Below are 18,680 nucleotides of genomic sequence, written 5' to 3' on the forward strand. Positions count from 1 at the left end.
GATTCTTTTGGTGGATATAATGAAGCTGTAGATGCAAACGGAATCCCTGTAACAGGAGCACTTGCCAATGCGCTTGGACGTCTAAATCAATATAAATCTACCTCTGATGTGTATCGTGTCATCGGCAATATTGATGTTGATTGGAGCATCCGATGGGTCAAAGGACTTAGACTTCATGCAACAGGCGGATACGATTGGTCTAAAGGAGAGGGTACTATTGTAGTTCCTAAGGAAGCTGTTTCTTATTATACAACAGGTGGTCGTAATTATACTTACGGACCTCAAAAAAACTATAATAAGTTATTGACCTTATATGCAAATTATAATCGGGATTTTAATGCAATAAATTCAAATATCGACATAACCTTTGGATATGATTATCAGTATTGGAAATATACCACACCTTTTTATGCAGTACTGAATGCCGATGGTGTGCAACAATCAACATCTGCAGCCACAGATCAGAGACATTCTTTGATTTCCTACTACGGTCGTTTGAACTATACCTTTATGAACCGTTATCTCTTGACTGCGACAGTCCGCCGTGATGGTTCATCCCGATTCTCTAAAGACAATCGTTGGGGTACGTTCCCGTCAGTAGCTCTTGCATGGCGTGTTTCTCAGGAAAATTTCTTTGAGCCTTTGCGTGGTTGGATAAACGATCTCAAACTTCGTGCATCATACGGTGTGACCGGACAACAGGATGGTATCACCAATTATGGATATATTCCGGTTTATACCCCCGGTCTTGACGGGGCGCAGTACCTTTTCGGAGGGAATCCGGTCTATACTTATCGTCCCGAAGCATATAACCCGGATTTGAAATGGGAGACAACAAAATCATGGAACTATGGTATTGACTTGGCTTTGTTGGAAAACCGGTTCACATTCTCGGCAGATTTCTATACCCGTAAGACAGAAAACCTGCTTGCTACTGTACCAGTTCCGGCAGGCACAAATTTTGACAAGCTGATGCTTGAAAATGTGGGTAATGTTGATTCAAAAGGTCTTGAACTTGCACTTACTGCACATTTAATTGACAATAAGGATTGGTCGTGGAATGTTACTGCTAATGCCGCATGGCAACGTGTTCGTATCAAAAACTTAACACTTACACCGGGAGCACCAAGTCCCGATACCGAGGTGGGTCCTTGGATTGACGCTTACCAGATGCAGGTATTCTCTACGAATTATGCGCCTTATTCGTTTTATCTTTATAAGCAGCTTTATGATCAAGAGACCGGACGGCCAATTGAAGGTTTGTATGCAGATCTTGATGGAGACGGACAGATAACAAACAATGACCGCTATCATTGTCATTCCCCTGCCCCTGATTGGATTCTCGGTTTGTCAACGAGCCTGCGTTATAAGAAATGGACTCTTTCCACTTCCCTGCGCGCTAATCTTGGTGGATATATTTTTAATGGAATGGCTATGAATACCGGTGCATGGGAGACCATGAGCTATAATGATTATCAGCTAAACAACCTAAATCGGAGTTTTCTTGACACCAGATTCCAGCGCCGTCAGTTCCTAAGCGATTATTATCTTGAAAACGCATCATTCCTCAAAATGGATAACCTTCAGTTGATGTATGATTTTGGGCAAGTTTATAAGAGTTTGAATCTCCATGTCTCGGCAATGGTTCAAAATGTATTCACTTTAACCAAATACAAGGGCGTTGATCCTGAAACCGGCAATGGCGTTGATACGGCTGTCTATCCTCGCCCCCGGACATATTCAGTAACATTCGGCCTCAATTTCTAAAAGTACGACAATGAAAAAATTAAATATATTATTCGGCTTTTTGCTGGGACTTGGACTGCTGCTGGGTAGTTGTACTGGCGACCTCGACCAAATGCCAGTAACAGAAACCACATCAAACGATGTGTATTCACAGCCTGAGAACTACAAGAAGGTCCTCGCAAAAATATATGCCTCTTATGTCCTTGCCGGTCAAGGTCAAGGTGGTGACAATGGAGACCTTACAACAATCAACGGACAGGATTTTTCCCGTGGATATTTCAACCTTCAGGAGGCCGCTACTGATGAAGTTGCAAACACATGGTTGTCGGGCAACAATCTCGTTGATTTGACCTACATAAATTGGAGTTCAAAAGACTCATGGGTATCGGACTCTTATTATTGGTTGTTCTTCAACATCACCCTTTGCAATGAGTTCCTACGTAACTGTTCAGATGGCGCAATTGCAAACTTTTCCCCAACCGAACAAAGTGAGATACGTGCTTATCGCTCTGAAGCCCGCTTCATGAGAGCATTTAGCTATTGGATGGTACTCGATCTTTATCGGAAAGGTCCGCAAGTCGATGAGAATACACCAGTGACCGGCTTCATCCCCGAAGCTTATGATGGAGTCGGATTATTTGACTTCATTGAAAACGAACTTAAATCTCTTGTTGCTGAAGGATCTGATGCCTCACTGCCGGATACTAATGAATATGGGAGAGCCAGCAAACCCACAGCATGGGCACTGCTTGCAAGGCTTTACCTTAACAGTGCTGTGTATCGTGGAAGCGTTGATACGAAATATTATACCGAGTGTATAACCGCATGTCATAAAGTGATTTCTAATCCTTCCTTTCATCTTGAGCCGGATTATGCAAAACTTTTCAATGCCGACAATCACAAACGCACACATGAAATTCTATTTGCAATGGTATGTGACGCAACGACTTCTGTCACATGGGGAGGTGGAACTTATCTCGTGTGTGGTTCATGTGGAAACTCAAGCTCACAAGATCCGGCAAAATACGGTCTGACAAATGGTTGGGGCATGTTCCGTGCCCGTGGTGAAATAGTCGAAAAGTTCGGCGATGTATCCAATACTCTTGATAGCCGTGCTATGTTCTATACGGACGGACAGGAACAATACTTCTCTGGGCCAATAGACAATCAGTCGGAAGGATATTTCTTTGAGAAATTCTCAAATCTTACCGACGACGGCGTTGCTGCATCAAACTCGGCAGCTACTGGCTGTTCTACCGATTACCCGTTGATTCGTCTTGCCGACGTGTATCTTATGGCTGCAGAGGCTTTGCTCCGTGGTGGTTCGGGAATTTCCCGTGGTGAAGCTCTTAATCTGGTGAATCAAGTTCGTCTCCGCGCATATAATAATGATGAAAGTGGGAAAATATCTGATGCTGACCTCACTTTGGACTTTATTCTTGATGAACGTGGCCGAGAACTATATCTTGAATCAATCCGCCGGACAGACCTTGTACGTTTCGGAAAATTCACATCTGATTCCTATATATGGCAGTGGAAAGGTGGTGTTCTGGATGGCCGCTCAGTTAATGAGCGTTACAATATCTACCCAATTCCGGACACTGACCTTACAGCCAATCCCAATCTGTCAAACCCGCTTTATTGATAACAAACTATGAATTTAAAAAATATATTAAAAGCATCACTGCTGTCAGGTATCACAGCACTTGGCTTTGCCTCGTGTGACAGTGATATCGATCCGGTGTATGTCCTGTCTTCCGAAGATACGGCTTTGGGAGGAGCGACAGGTGATATCATACTGACACCTGATAACCCACAGGCTCTTGCCATGACCATTTATTGGAGTGGAGATGGACAACTTGCCTTGAGCGATACACTCCTTCAAGCACCTGTAAATGCAGCGGAGGAAACAATCCAACTCTCCAAAGATGAACAATTCACAGGCACGATAGATTTGAGCGTGGAAAAAGGTGTCCGTTCCCGCCAATTCTTGTGCGAGGAACTTAATTCTCTTCTTGGACGTCTCGGCTATACAGCCGATGAAAAAGCCCCTCTCTATATTCGCATCCGTTCCGTGCTTTCTGCGAACATGGCTCCGACTTATTCCTCGGTCTTGAAGGCAATGGTTCAATCTTATCGAATTCATTTAATTCTTGGCACGGTGCTTGATAAAGACAGGAATGNGACTGCGATGCAACTTGCATCACCTGATGAGAATGGAATATATCAAGGATTTATGGGCGTAAATGGCTGGACTAATTGGTGGTTCCGAGAAGCTAATAATGTCCTGTGGGGCAATCTTGGCAAGGAAGGCATGACATTCCATGCTTCCTCTGCTGATGACCATTGGAATTTCTGGTTCCCCGATCCATCCGGATGTTATTTTACGACTGTTAACACTGTTGAAAGCTGGTGGAGTGCGCTTCATATCGACAATCTGAGTGTTGCGGGTGAGCTAACCGGAGAAATGACATACAATCAGAGAAATAATCAGTGGACTCTACCAATTAGTTTACCCTCTGCATCAACGGTTTCAATCACAGTAACCGGACATGGTCGCCTCTACAACAAAGAGACAACCGATATGGGACCGGCCGTGGAAAAGAACGTTGCTTTCAGTGGTAACAGCCGGAATCTTGTTTTCGGTGAAAATGGTTCTACAATAACTTTGAATCTACCAGCCGGAGAAACTAATCTATTGCTTGACCTGTCAAATCCATTGGAGCTGACAATCGCCGCAGGCGATATTCCGGATGAACCCACTCCTGAAACAGAACCTTACTTGTATTTTTCCGGAGTCGTGAATTGGAATGGCTTTGATGACTACATATCCCTATACGATGAATCAGCCAAGTGCTATGGAGGCGCCCACTGGATTGCTTCAGAATGGGGTTATCGGGCATATCCCAAGGCTGAATGGGATGTAGCATACAAGGGCGCAGATGGTGCAACTCCTCTTGCTGGAAATCTGGTTCTTGCCGAGTCTGGCAATGACGGAAACATCCCTCAACCTGAGAACGGACTATATGTTATGGATTTCAATATGTCAGCGTTGACATATACTCTTACTCCAGTCAATGCAGTTTCTTTTACGGGATTGAATGACGATTGGAGCGAGCATCCAATGGAACAGTCTAATGACAATCCGGAGGTGTTTACCGGTGAATTTATTAAAACTGTCAATACTCCGTGGGGCGTAAAAGTTCTGATAAATGGAGATTGGGGGCTGTTCTTCGGTGGTGGAGATGGTAAATTAAAACTCGGTCATTCTGATGCCACTACCGGATTTGATGGAGACAACGACTTGACCATTGGAGAGACTTATATCCTGACTGTGGATCTTGGCAAACAAACGTATTCTTATTCGCTAAAATAAAAAGAAATCAATGAAAATGACAACAATAATTCCCGCTTTGGCATTTGCAGCCTCAGTATTTTGTGGCGCATGTTCGGAAGACGGACCTGTCACAAATCCCCGACAGGACAATCCTTCAGCAATAGAGAAAGAAGTGGGCTTCGCTCGTGGTGCAGATGTGAGCTGGCTTACTCAGATGGAATCGGAGGGGCGTAAATTCTATACTCCCGGAGAAGACCGACAAGAAATGGAGTGTATGCAGCTTCTACGTGATCATTGTGGAGTAAATTCCATACGTCTGCGAGTATGGGTTAATCCGAAAGATGGATGGAACAATGTCGATGACGTGGTTCTCAAAGCCCGTAGAGCTGAAAATCTCGGACTTCGTACAATGATCGACTTCCATTTCTCCGACACATGGGCAGATCCCGGACATCAAGAAATGCCCGAAGCATGGAAAGAACTTTCTTTCGATAACCTAAAAAGCGCTGTTGCAAACCATGTGAATGAAACATTGACCGCCTTGAAAAATGCCGGTGTCACCCCCGAATGGGTACAGGTCGGAAACGAAACAACCCCTGGCATGATGCTACCGGTTGGCTCTGTTGACAATCCTGTTCAGTTGACACAACTTAACAATGCCGGTTATGATGCAGTTAAGGCAGTTTTCCCCGAAGCGAAAGTCATTGTTCATCTTGATGGTGGAAACAATCAATGGGCATACGACCGTATGTTTGACATACTTGAAAACAATGGTGGTAAATATGATATGATTGGAATGTCGCTATATCCCTATTGGGCGGAACAACAAGGCGAAACCGGCGGCTGGCAGAAAGTAGCGGATGATTGTATTGCAAACATTAATCATCTCAAACAGAAATATAATAAGCCGGTGATGATTTGCGAAATTGGTATGCCATACGATCAGGGAGAACTCTGCAAGCAGTTAATCACCAAGATGATGGGTACAGACATTGAGGGAATTTTCTATTGGGAACCGCAGGCACCCAATGGTTACAATGGCGGCTACAACCTCGGATGTTTCGACAATGACGCTCCCACTGTTGCTCTTGATGCTTTTAAGAACAAATGAAAGGTTATATGAACTCTCGACACTTGATTATATTAATGGCTCTTTCGGGAGCCATTAATATAAATGCCCAACGAACAGTACAGACATTAAAAAACGGGTGGGAATTTTGCCGTGGAGATTCCTTTAACGAGTCTGTATCGCAAAAAGTCACTGTCCCTCATGACTGGGCTATTTACGGCCCGTTTGATAGGAAGCACGATTTGCAGGTTGTCGCTGTTGAACAGAATGGTGAAGCAGAGGCGACTGAAAAGACAGGACGAACCGGCGGACTTCCATTCATCGGCAAAGGCATATACCGTACCGTTTTTGAAGTCCCAGATACTACAAGTCGAACCATTACTCTTGTCTTTGACGGAGTTATGAGCAATGCCGATGTGACATTGAATGGTAAAAAGGTAATTTCTTGGCCATACGGATACAATTCGTTCTATGCCGTTGTCGATGGTATTGCAGTTCCCGGAGAAAACCATCTTGAGGTTGCCTGTGAGAACAAAGACGGGCAGTCTCGCTGGTATCCCGGAGCGGGTATTTATCGCAATGTCCATGTTGTGAATACCGATAAAATCCATATTCCGACTTGGGGAACTTTTGTGACAACTCCTGTGGTTACAAAGGAATATGCTTCAATTTCTTTGACTATGGATATTGAGGGGACGTATAATCGCCAAAATATCAGAGTGGAAACTGTTATCCTTAATCCACAAGGAAAAGAAGTTGCTAAAGCATCGAATGTTTTTTGTGCCAGAGGACAGGAGTTTACACAAAATTTCCTTGTGAACGATCCTGATTTATGGAGTCCTCGCAACCCGGAGTTATATACCGCAAAAACCACACTATCTGTTGATGGAAAGGACGTTGATGAATATGAGACACGATTCGGAATACGCTCACTCGCTTACGTTCCTGAAAAAGGATTTTTCCTTAATGGAGAACCCATAAAATTCAAGGGCGTGTGCAATCATCATGATCTCGGTCCATTAGGGGCTGCCGTAAATAAATCGGCATTGCGTCATCAGTTGGACTTGCTCAAAGACATGGGAGTCAATGCCATTCGTACTTCGCATAATATGCCGGCACCGGAACTTGTAGAACTTTGTGATGAAATGGGATTAATGATGATGGTAGAACCATTTGATGATTGGGGATTCCGTCCCAAATCACCCAACGGTTACGGAGCAGTGTTTAATGAATGGGCGGATAAAGATGTATCAAACATGGTACGCCATTATAGAAACAATCCCTCGGTAGTAATGTGGTCTATCGGAAATGAAGTTCCGAGTCAATGGGGAGAACCGGGCATAAATGAACTTATGAGACTACGGAATACTGTAAGACAGCTTGACCCTACACGCCCTATTACCTGCGGAATGGATCAAGTGGGAGAAGGCGCGGTTATTGACAATGGTTTTGCTGCTGCTCTCGATATTCCTGGATTCAATTATAAACCTCAATTATATGATAAATTTTACGAGAAACTTCCCAATCGGTTGATTCTCGGCTCGGAGACAGCTTCAACTGTTTCTTCGAGAGGTCAGTATTTCTTCCCGATTGAATTTAAGGATCATAATGTGGTGCTTCATGAAGGCAATCAGTCTAATAGTTATGACAACGAAAGCTGCTCTTGGTCAAATACCCCGGATCTTGATTTCGCAAGGGATGATGATCACGACTGGTGTATCGGTCAATTCGTATGGACAGGATTTGACTATCTTGGAGAACCATCGCCTTATGATACAGATGCGTGGCCCAGCCATAGCTCTGTGTTCGGCATCATTGACCTTGCCTCGCTTCCGAAAGACCGCTATTATCTCTATCGGTCCAAATGGAATGATGAATCTCCAACGCTCCACATACTTCCGCATTGGAACTGGAAGGGCCGTGAAGATGAGATTACTCCCGTGTTTGTCTATACATCATATCCGAAAGCCGAACTGTTTATCAACGGTAAAAGTCAAGGGATGAGAGAGAAAAACGATTCTACCGTCTATAATCGTTATCGTCTTATGTGGATGGACACTCGATATGAACCGGGCGAAGTTAGAGTAGTGGCTTATGATAACGACGGACATGCTGTTGCTGAAAAAACAATAAAAACAGCAGGTAAGCCACATCATTTAGTAGCCATACCGGATCGTACATCCCTCACAGCCAATGGTGAAGATTTGTCATATATTACAATTCAAGTAGCCGATAAGGACGGTAATATAATTCCGACTGACAACCGGAGAGTAAAATTCAAAGTCAGTGGAGCAGGAACATTTGAAGCTACCGCAAATGGTGACCCAACGTCGCTTCTTCCATTCCAAAATCCAGAGATGGATTTGTTCAGCGGTGCAGCAACTGCGATAGTTAGAAGTTCCAATAGCGAAGGAATCTTAATATTTACGGCATCAGCTCCCGGAGTAAAACCCGTAACGACAACAATAGAGGTAAAATAGGTTCAGAATTGGTAAAAAAGATTGTTTTAGGCTGATTTTTTTATCGGAGCAGTCGAAATTCAGCTCCGATCTAAGAGCTTGTCGTTAAAATAGGAAATATTTACGCGATATACAATAATGGCTACCAACACAACAAATATTAGCGCAAATAATCCGGCACAACCGCGCATAAATAATATAGCGGTCGTATTATTATAATCGACAAAGCCAAAAGCCATCGTCAACAAAAGTATTATAGAAATACAGATAGAAATCAGTGCTACATATTTTAGTCGAGTATTAGTTTTCTCTCGATAATACTTTTCTCGCTCTTGTTGAAATCTGTCCCTCTTTTCAAAGTAATTAGCCATAACTCAAAATATTAGTTGGTTTATAACTGTCTTTTATCGCCCTCGGCGCTCATGACCGGGAGCGGTTGTGATTATATGATTAAGCTGTTTCAAGAAAAAAATTCGATTTTATATAGTTGACAATGGCGTCAGGATTGTCGCAGCCGAGCACATATTGTCGACCATCTTTTAATCGTACAAAAAAACAATCGGACTCTTTACCATAGTATGCAAAATACTTGCCTAAAGTCTTCCCCTTGAACCAGCCCCAATAGCCAAAACAACCGTCACAACCGAAGAAACGCCAACCAAGCATCGAAGCAGTCATCCGCTTTATCTCACCGATTTCTTTCAATGGTATTCGTTTTGCACAAAGAGTGCGGTTTACACACAAATCTACATCGTTAACGGTTACCGATAGAGGCATATAATACAAAGCCAATCCGCACCACACAATTATTATGGCACTTATAATGCTAATACTAACAGAGCTATTGCTATAATAAAGCGCACGTAACAGAATAATCATCATTATGCCGGATAACGTAATTGAAAATAAACTGAGGCTAACTTTTTGCTTCATTCTTTGAAGAATTTTAGTTATCGCCCTCGGTGCTCAAGACCGAGGGCGGTTGATGATGTATGATTAAGCTGTTTTTACTTATTGGTTGGCCATAGACCTGCCGATTTAACCTTATCAGTGAGTTCTGATATTTCGGTATATGACAGTTGTTGTATGACTGTATCTCGCTTGACTGATTTTGCTGAATGTTCTTTCTTTACACTTTTGCGAAGTGCCTTTTGCTCTTTTTGAAATTCAGCCTTTTCACGGAGATATTCTTCTTTCATCTCGGCATATTCGCGGCGCAGTTCTTCTCGCTCTTCTTTAAGTTCGGCTTGTCCCTCCGCTAATTCCAACTGTTCTCTTTCAAGTTCAGCCTGTTCTGTTTCATAGTCCGAATTGGCATGGCAGCAGCTAAGGAGGATAACGGCTACTATTGCCGTCATTATTGTGATTGTTGTTTTCATACTCTTATCTGTTGTCTTTTGTTTCACGATAGTCTTGTATGCCATCCACCACGTTTACGTCAACTTGTTTGCCTCCTGAAAAGTTCCAGGTAAGCGACAGACCTACATACTGGACAGGCGTTGTGTACTTATACGACAACTTGTTCATGCCGACTTGTCTGTCAAGTTTTCGTCGATTACCAACGGGGGTAAATTCGACGGCAACCTGTAGATTGTCTTTCAGGAATGACTTATAGATTTTGCCGTTTACATTATAAACAGCGTGGTATGTGCGGTCGAGGGTCTTATATGTAGGCTCGAAATTGACATTGAGCATACCGCCCCATCCGTTGGGAAACCTGAAATTGTTGTTGAAATAGAAATATTCCTTTAACCGTGTTTTGCCATAATGAATATTTGCGATGGTAATATTTTCCGGCGTTATCTCTATGCGGCCTGAGAGTTTGAATTTCCACCATTTTACGGGAGATTCTATCCATTCGGCACCGAAGCCCCATACTCCCTGACCGGATATGTTGACCGGTTTTGTATAAAATACATCCGGATTTTCCGTGCTCTGGAATGTCTGCCAATATATGCGGTCGTGAGAATGGGCATATAATGCTGTGATATTAACCTTATTCCTGAACAAAGATAAACCTGCCATAATCATGTCTGCCGACTGAGCTTTGAGATTTGGATTTCCTACCGTGTAGTTATACGGGTCATCCCAGTTGACTACCGATGAAATCGCAGTATATGGAATATCGCTTAATGTTCGTTTGTAGTTCAACATTACCGTATGATTCATTTTTGATCCGAAAGGCATCATTAACTGAACGGTAGGATTTATAGCCCATTGTGTATTGTGGCTCTTTATATCAGCCTGTTTGTCATGATAGCCTATTCTATTAAGTTGCCAGTTTACGCCGGCACTGTAACGCAGTTTCCAGACCATACCTTGTGCGGAGGCATATACTATTGGGGTGAAACCGCTTGTTCCGGTAGGTATGGAACTTACACTGAATCGGTCACTTTCAATAGAGGCGGAAGGCGTGAATGTCGAGGATATCCATTGTGCGGAAGCCCCGAACTTCCATGACAGTCTACTACTGCGAGGGTAAAGAAAGTCAGCTTTGAATTTCCATAAATTTAGGTTGTCCTTGTCGTATGTCGCTCCGACAACATCATTATCCATAGAATAATCTGCGCACTCATTGCTGTGGCGGTTAAGATAGTCTGCTGTCAGCTCCATTGCCGCCCCTTTCTTGTTGAGAGGGAGTAGGAATTTCAGAGTGCCTTCTTGTGTGACTGCATTTATTCGCTTGTCTATTGCTGACAAGGAGTTTTCAAGCATGGAGAACGAGGTCGGTCTTGGACGCGAAGTAGCAATAAGGTAACTGCCTCCAAGCTGTGCGCCGGAGTTAAACTGCTGAGTAAGGCTAAGACGGTTGCGGAAATCAAAGCCCTTTGATTTAGTTGTTTCAGTGAGGTATGTCTGCAAATCCGGTCCGTCGAGCCATTGCTCTGAGGATTCTTCAATTTTTGTGTCACCTACATATAGATTTTCATAAACGCTGAGATTCTTGTAGCGGTAGTTGACCATACCACCAATACTTTCATTTCCGAAACCGCAGGAGCTATACCAGTCGGCATTAGCCATGACGCTACCGTAATATCCGCCTTCGGGTGGACGACGGAGCGAAATCATTATCGTGCCTCCGCTCATAGCAGCGTTCTGATCGGCGCCTGCGAGATATTTGACCTGTACCTTATCGATCATCTCACCGGGAATATTGTTTAGTTCCGAAAGGTCGGAGAGCTTCACGCCGTCAACGTAAATCTCACTTGCGGCAAGACCATTTATTTTGAACGTACCGTTTTCGCGGGAGATATTGGGAAGGAAACCGAGAACATCAACAGCCGGTTTACCTTTCGCGATGTCCGTGCCTTTGAGGTTGGTTGTATAACCCTCGGCATTGTTTGTTGTGCGGGAGGCAACGACTGTCACCTCCTGAAGCTGACGCTCTATTTGAGCGTGCGCCGATAGGACGCTTAATACAGCTACAAGTGCGATTATAATTTTTTCATATCGTTGGGATTTTGAATTTTCACAATGCAAAGGTATTGCTGATAAAATTCCCTGCCATACCCAAAAGTATACAAATGAGTTGGGAGTTGAAAACATACACTTTTGGGTATGGCACAACAAGGGGGATAGTTCTACTTTTGCAGTGTAAAATCAATAATGAATATGACACGCGAAGAAGAACGCCGGATTGCAGACTGTCAAATTGCAGTCGTTGGAGCGACTGAGTTTATTGACAGCATCAATGCCGAACTTCAACAGTTGGGCTTTGAGTCCATTCAGATAATATGTTCCTCTGATAAGCAGCCTGCGATAAGCAATTTCGATGTTATCGCCGAGAATGTCAACGAAGGCAGTTCTTGTATGTCAAAGGTAACAGACATCCCTTTGATACTGCCATTCGATTTTGTAAATGGAGCCGGTGTGATTGTAGTTATGCCCGATGATGAAAGGGACATAATATGCAAACCTGACCTCCGGCAATGGGCGGCAACATATATGGCAGGGTACTGTGCTTTCTGGAATGTAGATGGTTGCGAGTGGTTGCGTGATTCATTATCCGACATCAGAAACGGCGTAACGAGCAATGCCGCACTTAAAACCGCAGCGCATATATGCGCACGGATAGCAGCCAACATCGCCGTCGGGCGCGAGGTAAAACACTTCCCTCGTTTCTATTTGTGCAAGAATTTAGAGTAACTTGTTGTTTGTAGCCGCAACGATTGCTTCGGATATATTGCGCACATCAAGTTTCTCGAATATGCGCTGACGATATTTCTTGATGGTGTCGGGTGACAGGCATATTCGGTCAGCAATCTCCGACATGGTGTAGCCCTGAATCGACAGAGTGAGCACAGCCTTTTCCCCCTCGGTAAGGGTTGGCATTTGCCGCTTATCCCATCGGCGTGTGTTTCGGTTGTATTCAAAATAATCCGGAGAGCCAACACGGTGCATTTCAATATGACCGGGCGATGTGTGGGTTGCTGCCGATACCACGCAGAGCGCAAGCCATATACGACCGTCGGAAGTCAATACAAGAGGAGTGAGTTTATGATTAACGAGAATCTTCCTGCCTCCGTTAAGTATGTTAAAGTCGTATGAAATGTACCAGTCCTTGCGCTCTTTGACAGGAATTGTTTGATGGAATGAAAATCCTGCCTCGTTCAGATCAATCAAAAACTGCTGTTCATCTTCCGGCACGTGTTCCAGATAGAAACGATAGCCAAGATTCATCATCTGCTCGGGTGTCAAACCGCACAGGAACATAGGATTGGGCGACACATACAGGAAATTCTGCTTGAAATAGTCGATGATATAGACGCTCTGATATGAGGAGCGAGAAAATGCCTCAGCCGAGCGGATGTATTCATCCACCCGGCTGTAATCAAGTTCCTCCGGGAGCTTGACTTCATTATCAGGTATGAAGAAATCGTTTGTCGTTTTCATCTATATACAGTTTTACGGTTGCAAAAGTAAAAAAAATAAGCAACATATTCATCATGAGTCCTTGAAATCATTGCTTTCATTTGCATACGTCAATTATTGAACTGATATAATCGGCTGTCCGAAGAAGGAGGACAGCATAGCAAGGGTAGCAAGAGTGAAATTGTGCTGGCCGCTAAGCCANTTNGTAACTTCGCAAGGGCGTTTTCCTATGGATCTGGCAAACTCAGCTTTCGACAGACCTTTCTCTTGCATAAGCTCATAGATTCTATTGGAAACAGCCATCTTCACTATTTATTATTTGACATAGCTGAGCAGAGCTGGAAAATATCTGCCCGTGACAGATTTTCACTCCTCCTTGCCTGTTGCAAGGATTGCATCGGCAATGTAAGTGTGATACCAGTCGAAAGAAAGGAGGTTGAAAATGTGTAAGTGTCTCTATTGCTATAAACCCCTCGCAGATGGCGAGGTGGATTATCATAAGTCGTGTGCCCGTAAGATATTTGAATCGACAACGGTGCCGGTGCTTCCATATACCAGAGTCAATATCAAGGAGCTGGCTCTGACTCTGAATGGCAAGAAAAAAAAGATAAAAAGAGCTGACTTTGAAAAGGCAATGCTTGACAGCGGAATGGATGAAAAAGCCATCGAAAAGCTTTTCAAGAAGTTTGCCAAGACATTACCTAAGTGGTATGCCCTCATCGAAGAATCCTTTTTGCCGAAGGATATGATTGTGGCTTATCGGGAAAAACTTAACACAATGTCGGCACGTTTAGGACTGCTGTAAAAGAGCCGGAATTCCCGTCGGGTTCAAATCTTTCTTGGACTTGTTCCTTGCGCTCCAAATGCAGTTATTTCAATCAGTTACATACGCTCATTTTTCTTGTGGAACGAGTATGTAACGAATCTTTTCTTTCATTTTCAGATGGCTCTCTCGCCGTGGCCACAAGTGTGGATTGCAAATGCAAATATACTAAAATTCAGTCACCTTCGCAAGTGTGAGGGTTCGATTTTGCGATTTTTTAGCAAGGTTGTTAAATCACTTTTTCTGTCTTGCGTTTACAATCAGCACAGTGCTTTCTGAACTATTCTTATCAAGAAGTCCATTGATTGCGACACCTCTTCCGGCTTTGGCAATTCTCCGAACGATAATGCTCCGACCTCAGACTGATAGACGGGAGCGATTCGCTTCCACATCTCTGAGAAGGAGGTGAGCAACGGGGATTGTAACACGTCTGAAGTTTTCCATAATGGGGGACGGTCAAATTCGGCTTTGTCATGTGCTACAAGTTCTCGAAGCTCAACGGGGAATGATGAATCAAGATATTCATGACATTCTTTGTCCTTCATCAGGAAGTGAAGGTCATAAAAATGTCGTACTTTGGAGGTGAGTCCTGCCATCGGGTCTTCTTCAAACGAAAATCGGAGCAGCGATACGACCTTCTCGCACATTGTCCTGCGCTTGTCAAGGACATTCAACTCAAAAGGAGCCATATCCAACTGCGCTATCAGACCTTCGAGTTGCCGCTTTTCCATCATCTCGGTTATGAACGGTTTTACGAATTGTCTGACAAACGGATAGGGATTGCCATAAGTGTTGATCTCGACAATAACATAGTTGCCGAGAAAGTCAAGTGATGTGTCAGTGCGGTCTATTACCGACGGATAAGAGTGATATGTTTTTCTGAATCGGCTGTTCTTGATTGATTCTCCGAATTCCTCCGTCTCTTCAAGGTCTATTGTGGTGTCTTTCCCAAGATGAAGCACAAGCTTCTTCTGCTGATTATTGCTTAGTCCCTCTCCAATTATGGCAAGATCCACATCGGAGGAGAATCGCTGAATGATACCGTATCCTTTGGTGAGCGATGTTCCGCCTTTCCACACAGTCCTTTCAGTCTGCGGCATTCGTGAAAGCCGTTGCAAAATCTGACATATCCAATAATCCTTCTCAACAAACTTTTGAGGGATTCCGAGTTCGGCAGAAGTGATTCTGATCGCATCAGCCAATTGTTCTTTGTTTTCGTGAAGTTTCATTTTAGATGCCATTTTAATGAGTTGGACAAATGTGCCGACAGCCCCGGATAGTCGTATGAAGTCAATGGATTGAGGGTTTCATACAGCAGAGAAGATGAGGATTCATATCCTATATTTTCAAGCATCGCTCCTAATAGAGCACGAAGCCTTGCCGGATATTTCATGGCAAGTCCTGTCATAATCTCAATCTCGTCAGCTCCTAAACGTTTTATAATTACAGCTAACCGATTGAGAGACGCTACTACTGTCGTATCCGGTATTTTACGAATATTGTTGATGGCGTCAAGAATGACAAGGTACTTGATATTGTCTACGGTTATCTCATTAGGCTGCTTTATGAATCGAACGGAATACCCCCCTCTGTCAAGGTTCCTCTTGACTCCGTTTATACCGATTTGAATTATTCCGGAAATCTGTGTGGTAAGACCCATTTCATTCCATCGGGAGTACCCCGTAATATAACCTGTCGGAGTGTCACCATCCCAAAGCAAATCCTTGACTATTTCCTCTTGGCTTGGCATAACTTCACCGAATATGGAGGTCTTCGGACGATAGAACCGCCCTTTCCCTGCTTTTCGCAGAACACCCTCGTTGACCATCCTTCCGAGTTTGACCCGGATATTATCCCACGATAGCATTGGCAGATTCAAATCGCCGATAGTGAATATCGTCTCCTCGGGAAAGGATAGCACACTACGTTCTATTTGCTTGGATTCGACCATCGTCATGTATTTACAACTGCAAAGGTAATGATTTTGTTCTGTTTTTACGCGCAAAAACCGAACAAAATTAAAAGATTCGCCTAAATTTTTGCTATTGAGAGCGATAGATGCGAATTGATTCTCTGGATTTTACGACCGCTCCCTCACATGCCGCTTTGACACTGCGACACTCGGCATAGACTGCGGAGAACAGTCTTCCTTCGTCGGCTGTCCTTCGCAGACTATGCTGGTCATGTCGCTCAGTTCCATTTCGATTAAGATTATTATTGAGAATTTACTTTCAATAATATTTCCGAGAGATTATGTAGCTGTATGTTTTCACCATGCCGGAGTCGTGGCTCCTGTTATTGTCTAATCAACAACGATTTTCAACTTGCTTGCCATTGGGGAACGTGTGGTGCCGGGGATATTCTGATGCCTTTTGACTGAAAAATCTCCAGACCTGTACGCTGACTCTCACCGCCTACATAGGCAACAAGCAGATAGCCACCATAGAAATCTCGCTTGACGACTACCACATAATCCAATGCCGAGCCTTCGCCAACGGAGTCTGCGAATATACAGAGCAGATAGCCGGTATCATCTACGCTAACAAGAAGATGATTGCAGAAAGAACTGAAAGTCGACGAGTTTCCGCTTAAGGTAACAATGACGAGTCAAAAAGAGCATAGTCAAACCCATATCAGTGATGAAGGTGGCGGAGCAAAGACCTCCGTCACCTTCATTTTGCCAAAAATTTCGGCCGCCAAAAGGCGGCGTTGAGGCTTTAGCTATTGCATCCGCAGGTACAATTATCATCGCATCTGCAATTGGCTATCACCATACCTTCACGGAGTGCCTTCTCCATATCCGGACCCTTTGCCTTGCGAACAATGGCAAGTGCGAATTCGAGGGTTGTTCCGGGACCCTTTGAGGTTATAAGACGGTCTCCGATTACCACTGGCTCCTCAGAGTATATCCCGCCATTATTTTCAAAGTCTTCTTTGAGGAACGGATAACCGGTGGCTTTTACCCCGTTGATGATACCGAGCGGACCAAGCACCAGAGCCGGAGCGGCGCATATAGCGGCGATGTTGCCTCCTTTTTCCCAGTGGGCTTTCACAAGCTCGCTCAGCTTTTCGTCAAGGTTTACCGCATCCTCCGATTTATCGGCACCGGGGAATATGAGCCAGTCTATCCGCTCGGGGGACAAATCGGAAACACTCATGTCTGCAACGATGAGGTTGCCTGTGGCTCCTTTTACAAGACGATTATCTGTCATGGAGACGGTGAAAACCTCCATCCCGGCACGTCGCATGACATCGACGGGTGCCAGAGCCTCGATTTCATCGAAGCCTGTTCCAAGCATCACGAACACAGCCTTGCCTGAAGGTTGAGCCGATGCTGGAATGCTGATACTGATTTCAGTCATAATTTGTGGGTTTATTATGTTTGTGTTAACTTTGCAAAGGGTAACTGCTACCCTTTGGATAGTGCAAAGTTAGCTGTCAATGCACTACCATGCAAGAGGTTACTTTGAGAGTAGCCACTTACTTTAAACTCACTTTTAGTCAATATCAGACAGATGAAGACCGAAAAAATTTCAGAAAAATATTCATGTGTCGCCACATGCCCCATGAGGAACGTGATAGCACATTTCGCAAATAAGTGGTCGATGCTCCTGCTTGTCATACTTGACGAGTTCGGTGTAATGCGTTTCAACGAATTGTCGAGGGCAATCCCCGACATATCACCGAAGGTATTGTCAGGACATCTGAAAACACTTGAATCAGTCGGACTGGTAAAGCGAATCCTATATGCCGAGGTGCCACCTCGCACAGAATACGAGTTAACTGATTTGGGTAGAACCTTGATACCAATACTCAATCAGCTCTCGGAGTGGGGGCGCAATAATTTGAAGGAGGTCAAACGTAATTTGACTAAATGGAGTTGATTACATCCTGTAATTTGCCAAGGAAGCGAGAGGCATGGGCACCGTCCACATCGCTCTCCAGCACCATGTAATAGCGCACTTACGGACGCATCGACTCTCTCGGTTGATAAATTCTCATCAGTTTTTTGGGAGAGACCTACTTTGCTCTTAATCTTCAAACCAGTAGTCAATATCGGGATTATACTTTTGGCCGATAAGTTGTTCTTTGTCAAAGTCCATATCAAGATACCCGTCATTATCCAAAAAATAGATTTTTCCCTTATAGCAAGCGATTATGGTACGAAGAAAGTCCTCAAAAGAATGATGAATCTTTGTTGGCCCATCAGCATCGTGTTCTATCAGGAAAATTCCATTTTCTTTACCTTCCGATACTTTCAACGCATAAAAATCTGATGAATAATTCACAAGGATTGGATAATACTTATCTTCTCCATTAGGAATCATTTCCTTTACAGACTGCGTAAAACTTTCGTATTCAGCATCCCTAATG

18 protein-coding genes and 1 pseudogene are annotated in these 18,680 nt (G+C 43.9%); 9 read left to right on the forward strand and 10 right to left on the reverse strand.

The window, feature by feature from the left end; all coding sequences use genetic code 11:
* From JX312_RS01360 to JX312_RS01380, 5 genes are all read left to right on the forward strand, one after another.
* The coding region (locus tag JX312_RS01360) for a SusC/RagA family TonB-linked outer membrane protein (protein WP_204456690.1) at window positions 1-1,767 on the forward strand (1,767 nt) is incomplete at its 5' end.
* Window positions 1,768-1,777: 10 nt separating this feature from the next.
* Window positions 1,778-3,391 (forward strand): RagB/SusD family nutrient uptake outer membrane protein, encoded by a 1,614-nt coding sequence (locus JX312_RS01365; RefSeq protein ID WP_124031067.1) that lies wholly within the window; start codon window positions 1,778-1,780, stop codon window positions 3,389-3,391.
* A gap of 9 nt (window positions 3,392-3,400) precedes the next feature.
* Entirely contained in the window at window positions 3,401-5,122 is a 1,722-nt protein-coding gene (locus tag JX312_RS01370; protein WP_204456691.1) for a DUF5114 domain-containing protein, read from the forward strand.
* 10 nt (window positions 5,123-5,132) lie between these two features.
* Window positions 5,133-6,194 carry a glycosyl hydrolase 53 family protein gene (locus tag JX312_RS01375; protein ID WP_204456693.1) on the forward strand — a complete coding sequence of 354 codons (1,062 nt, stop codon included), beginning with the start codon at window positions 5,133-5,135 and terminating at the stop codon, window positions 6,192-6,194.
* Between the two features lie 8 nt (window positions 6,195-6,202).
* Entirely contained in the window at window positions 6,203-8,632 is a 2,430-nt protein-coding gene (locus tag JX312_RS01380; protein WP_204456695.1) for a glycoside hydrolase family 2 TIM barrel-domain containing protein, read from the forward strand.
* A 429-nt stretch (window positions 8,633-9,061) separates the two neighbouring features.
* Here JX312_RS01380 and JX312_RS01385 read toward each other — a convergent pair whose 3' ends face one another.
* The 3 genes from JX312_RS01385 to JX312_RS01395 form a co-directional block, all read right to left on the reverse strand.
* Entirely contained in the window at window positions 9,062-9,544 is a 483-nt protein-coding gene (locus tag JX312_RS01385) for a PH domain-containing protein (RefSeq protein WP_123404803.1), read from the reverse strand.
* Window positions 9,545-9,618: 74 nt separating this feature from the next.
* Window positions 9,619-10,017 (reverse strand): hypothetical protein, encoded by a 399-nt coding sequence (locus JX312_RS01390; protein WP_204456697.1) that lies wholly within the window; start codon window positions 10,015-10,017, stop codon window positions 9,619-9,621.
* Window positions 9,995-12,091 carry an outer membrane beta-barrel family protein gene (locus JX312_RS01395; protein ID WP_123404807.1) on the reverse strand — a complete coding sequence of 699 codons (2,097 nt, stop codon included), beginning with the start codon at window positions 12,089-12,091 and terminating at the stop codon, window positions 9,995-9,997. The genes JX312_RS01390 and JX312_RS01395 overlap by 23 nt, the downstream gene beginning before the upstream one ends.
* Window positions 12,092-12,223: 132 nt before the next feature.
* Between JX312_RS01395 and JX312_RS01400 the strand changes: the two genes are divergently transcribed.
* The gene (locus JX312_RS01400) at window positions 12,224-12,757 is read left to right on the forward strand and encodes a hypothetical protein (protein WP_124031059.1); all 534 of its coding nucleotides are present in this window, start codon (window positions 12,224-12,226) and stop codon (window positions 12,755-12,757) included.
* Here the strand turns inward: JX312_RS01400 and JX312_RS01405 are convergent.
* Both JX312_RS01405 and JX312_RS14280 read right to left on the reverse strand, forming a co-directional pair.
* Window positions 12,749-13,504, reverse strand: coding sequence for a helix-turn-helix transcriptional regulator (locus JX312_RS01405; protein ID WP_204456698.1), 756 nt, complete (start codon window positions 13,502-13,504; stop codon window positions 12,749-12,751). The genes JX312_RS01400 and JX312_RS01405 overlap by 9 nt on opposite strands.
* 93 nt (window positions 13,505-13,597) lie before the next feature.
* Window positions 13,598-13,786, reverse strand: coding sequence for a helix-turn-helix transcriptional regulator (locus JX312_RS14280; RefSeq protein WP_204456700.1), 189 nt, complete (start codon window positions 13,784-13,786; stop codon window positions 13,598-13,600).
* A gap of 12 nt (window positions 13,787-13,798) precedes the next feature.
* Between JX312_RS14280 and JX312_RS14030 the strand changes: the two are divergent.
* A pseudogene (locus tag JX312_RS14030) lies at window positions 13,799-13,933 on the forward strand (HipA N-terminal domain-containing protein); the annotation flags it as partial.
* Window positions 13,926-14,288, forward strand: coding sequence for a hypothetical protein (locus tag JX312_RS01415; protein WP_204456702.1), 363 nt, complete (start codon window positions 13,926-13,928; stop codon window positions 14,286-14,288). The pseudogene JX312_RS14030 and the gene JX312_RS01415, both read left to right, overlap by 8 nt.
* A 278-nt stretch (window positions 14,289-14,566) precedes the next feature.
* On the opposite strand, the gene JX312_RS01420 is transcribed toward JX312_RS01415, so the two are convergent.
* The 4 genes from JX312_RS01420 to JX312_RS01435 form a co-directional block, all read right to left on the reverse strand.
* Complete coding sequence (locus JX312_RS01420; RefSeq protein ID WP_164916577.1) at window positions 14,567-15,535, reverse strand: nucleotidyl transferase AbiEii/AbiGii toxin family protein; 969 nt, start codon at window positions 15,533-15,535, stop codon at window positions 14,567-14,569.
* Window positions 15,532-16,257 (reverse strand): DUF6088 family protein, encoded by a 726-nt coding sequence (locus JX312_RS01425; RefSeq protein ID WP_124031054.1) that lies wholly within the window; start codon window positions 16,255-16,257, stop codon window positions 15,532-15,534. Before JX312_RS01425 ends, JX312_RS01420 begins: the two co-directional genes overlap by 4 nt.
* A gap of 368 nt (window positions 16,258-16,625) precedes the next feature.
* Entirely contained in the window at window positions 16,626-16,775 is a 150-nt protein-coding gene (locus JX312_RS01430) for a hypothetical protein (RefSeq protein ID WP_164916576.1), read from the reverse strand.
* Window positions 16,776-17,023: 248 nt separating this feature from the next.
* Complete coding sequence (locus JX312_RS01435) at window positions 17,024-17,668, reverse strand: DJ-1 family glyoxalase III (RefSeq protein ID WP_204456704.1); 645 nt, start codon at window positions 17,666-17,668, stop codon at window positions 17,024-17,026.
* Between the two features lie 153 nt (window positions 17,669-17,821).
* Here JX312_RS01435 and JX312_RS01440 point away from each other — a divergent pair, with 153 nt between their 5' ends.
* Window positions 17,822-18,190: a helix-turn-helix domain-containing protein gene (locus JX312_RS01440; protein WP_204456706.1), complete on the forward strand. Its 369-nt coding sequence runs from the start codon at window positions 17,822-17,824 to the stop codon at window positions 18,188-18,190.
* Between the two features lie 147 nt (window positions 18,191-18,337).
* Here JX312_RS01440 and JX312_RS01445 read toward each other — a convergent pair.
* The coding region (locus JX312_RS01445) for an SMI1/KNR4 family protein (protein ID WP_204456708.1) at window positions 18,338-18,680 on the reverse strand (343 nt) is incomplete at its 5' end.

The organism is Barnesiella sp. CU968 (assembly GCF_905219685.1).
Classification (GTDB): Bacteria; Bacteroidota; Bacteroidia; order Bacteroidales; family Muribaculaceae; genus Lepagella; species Lepagella muris_A.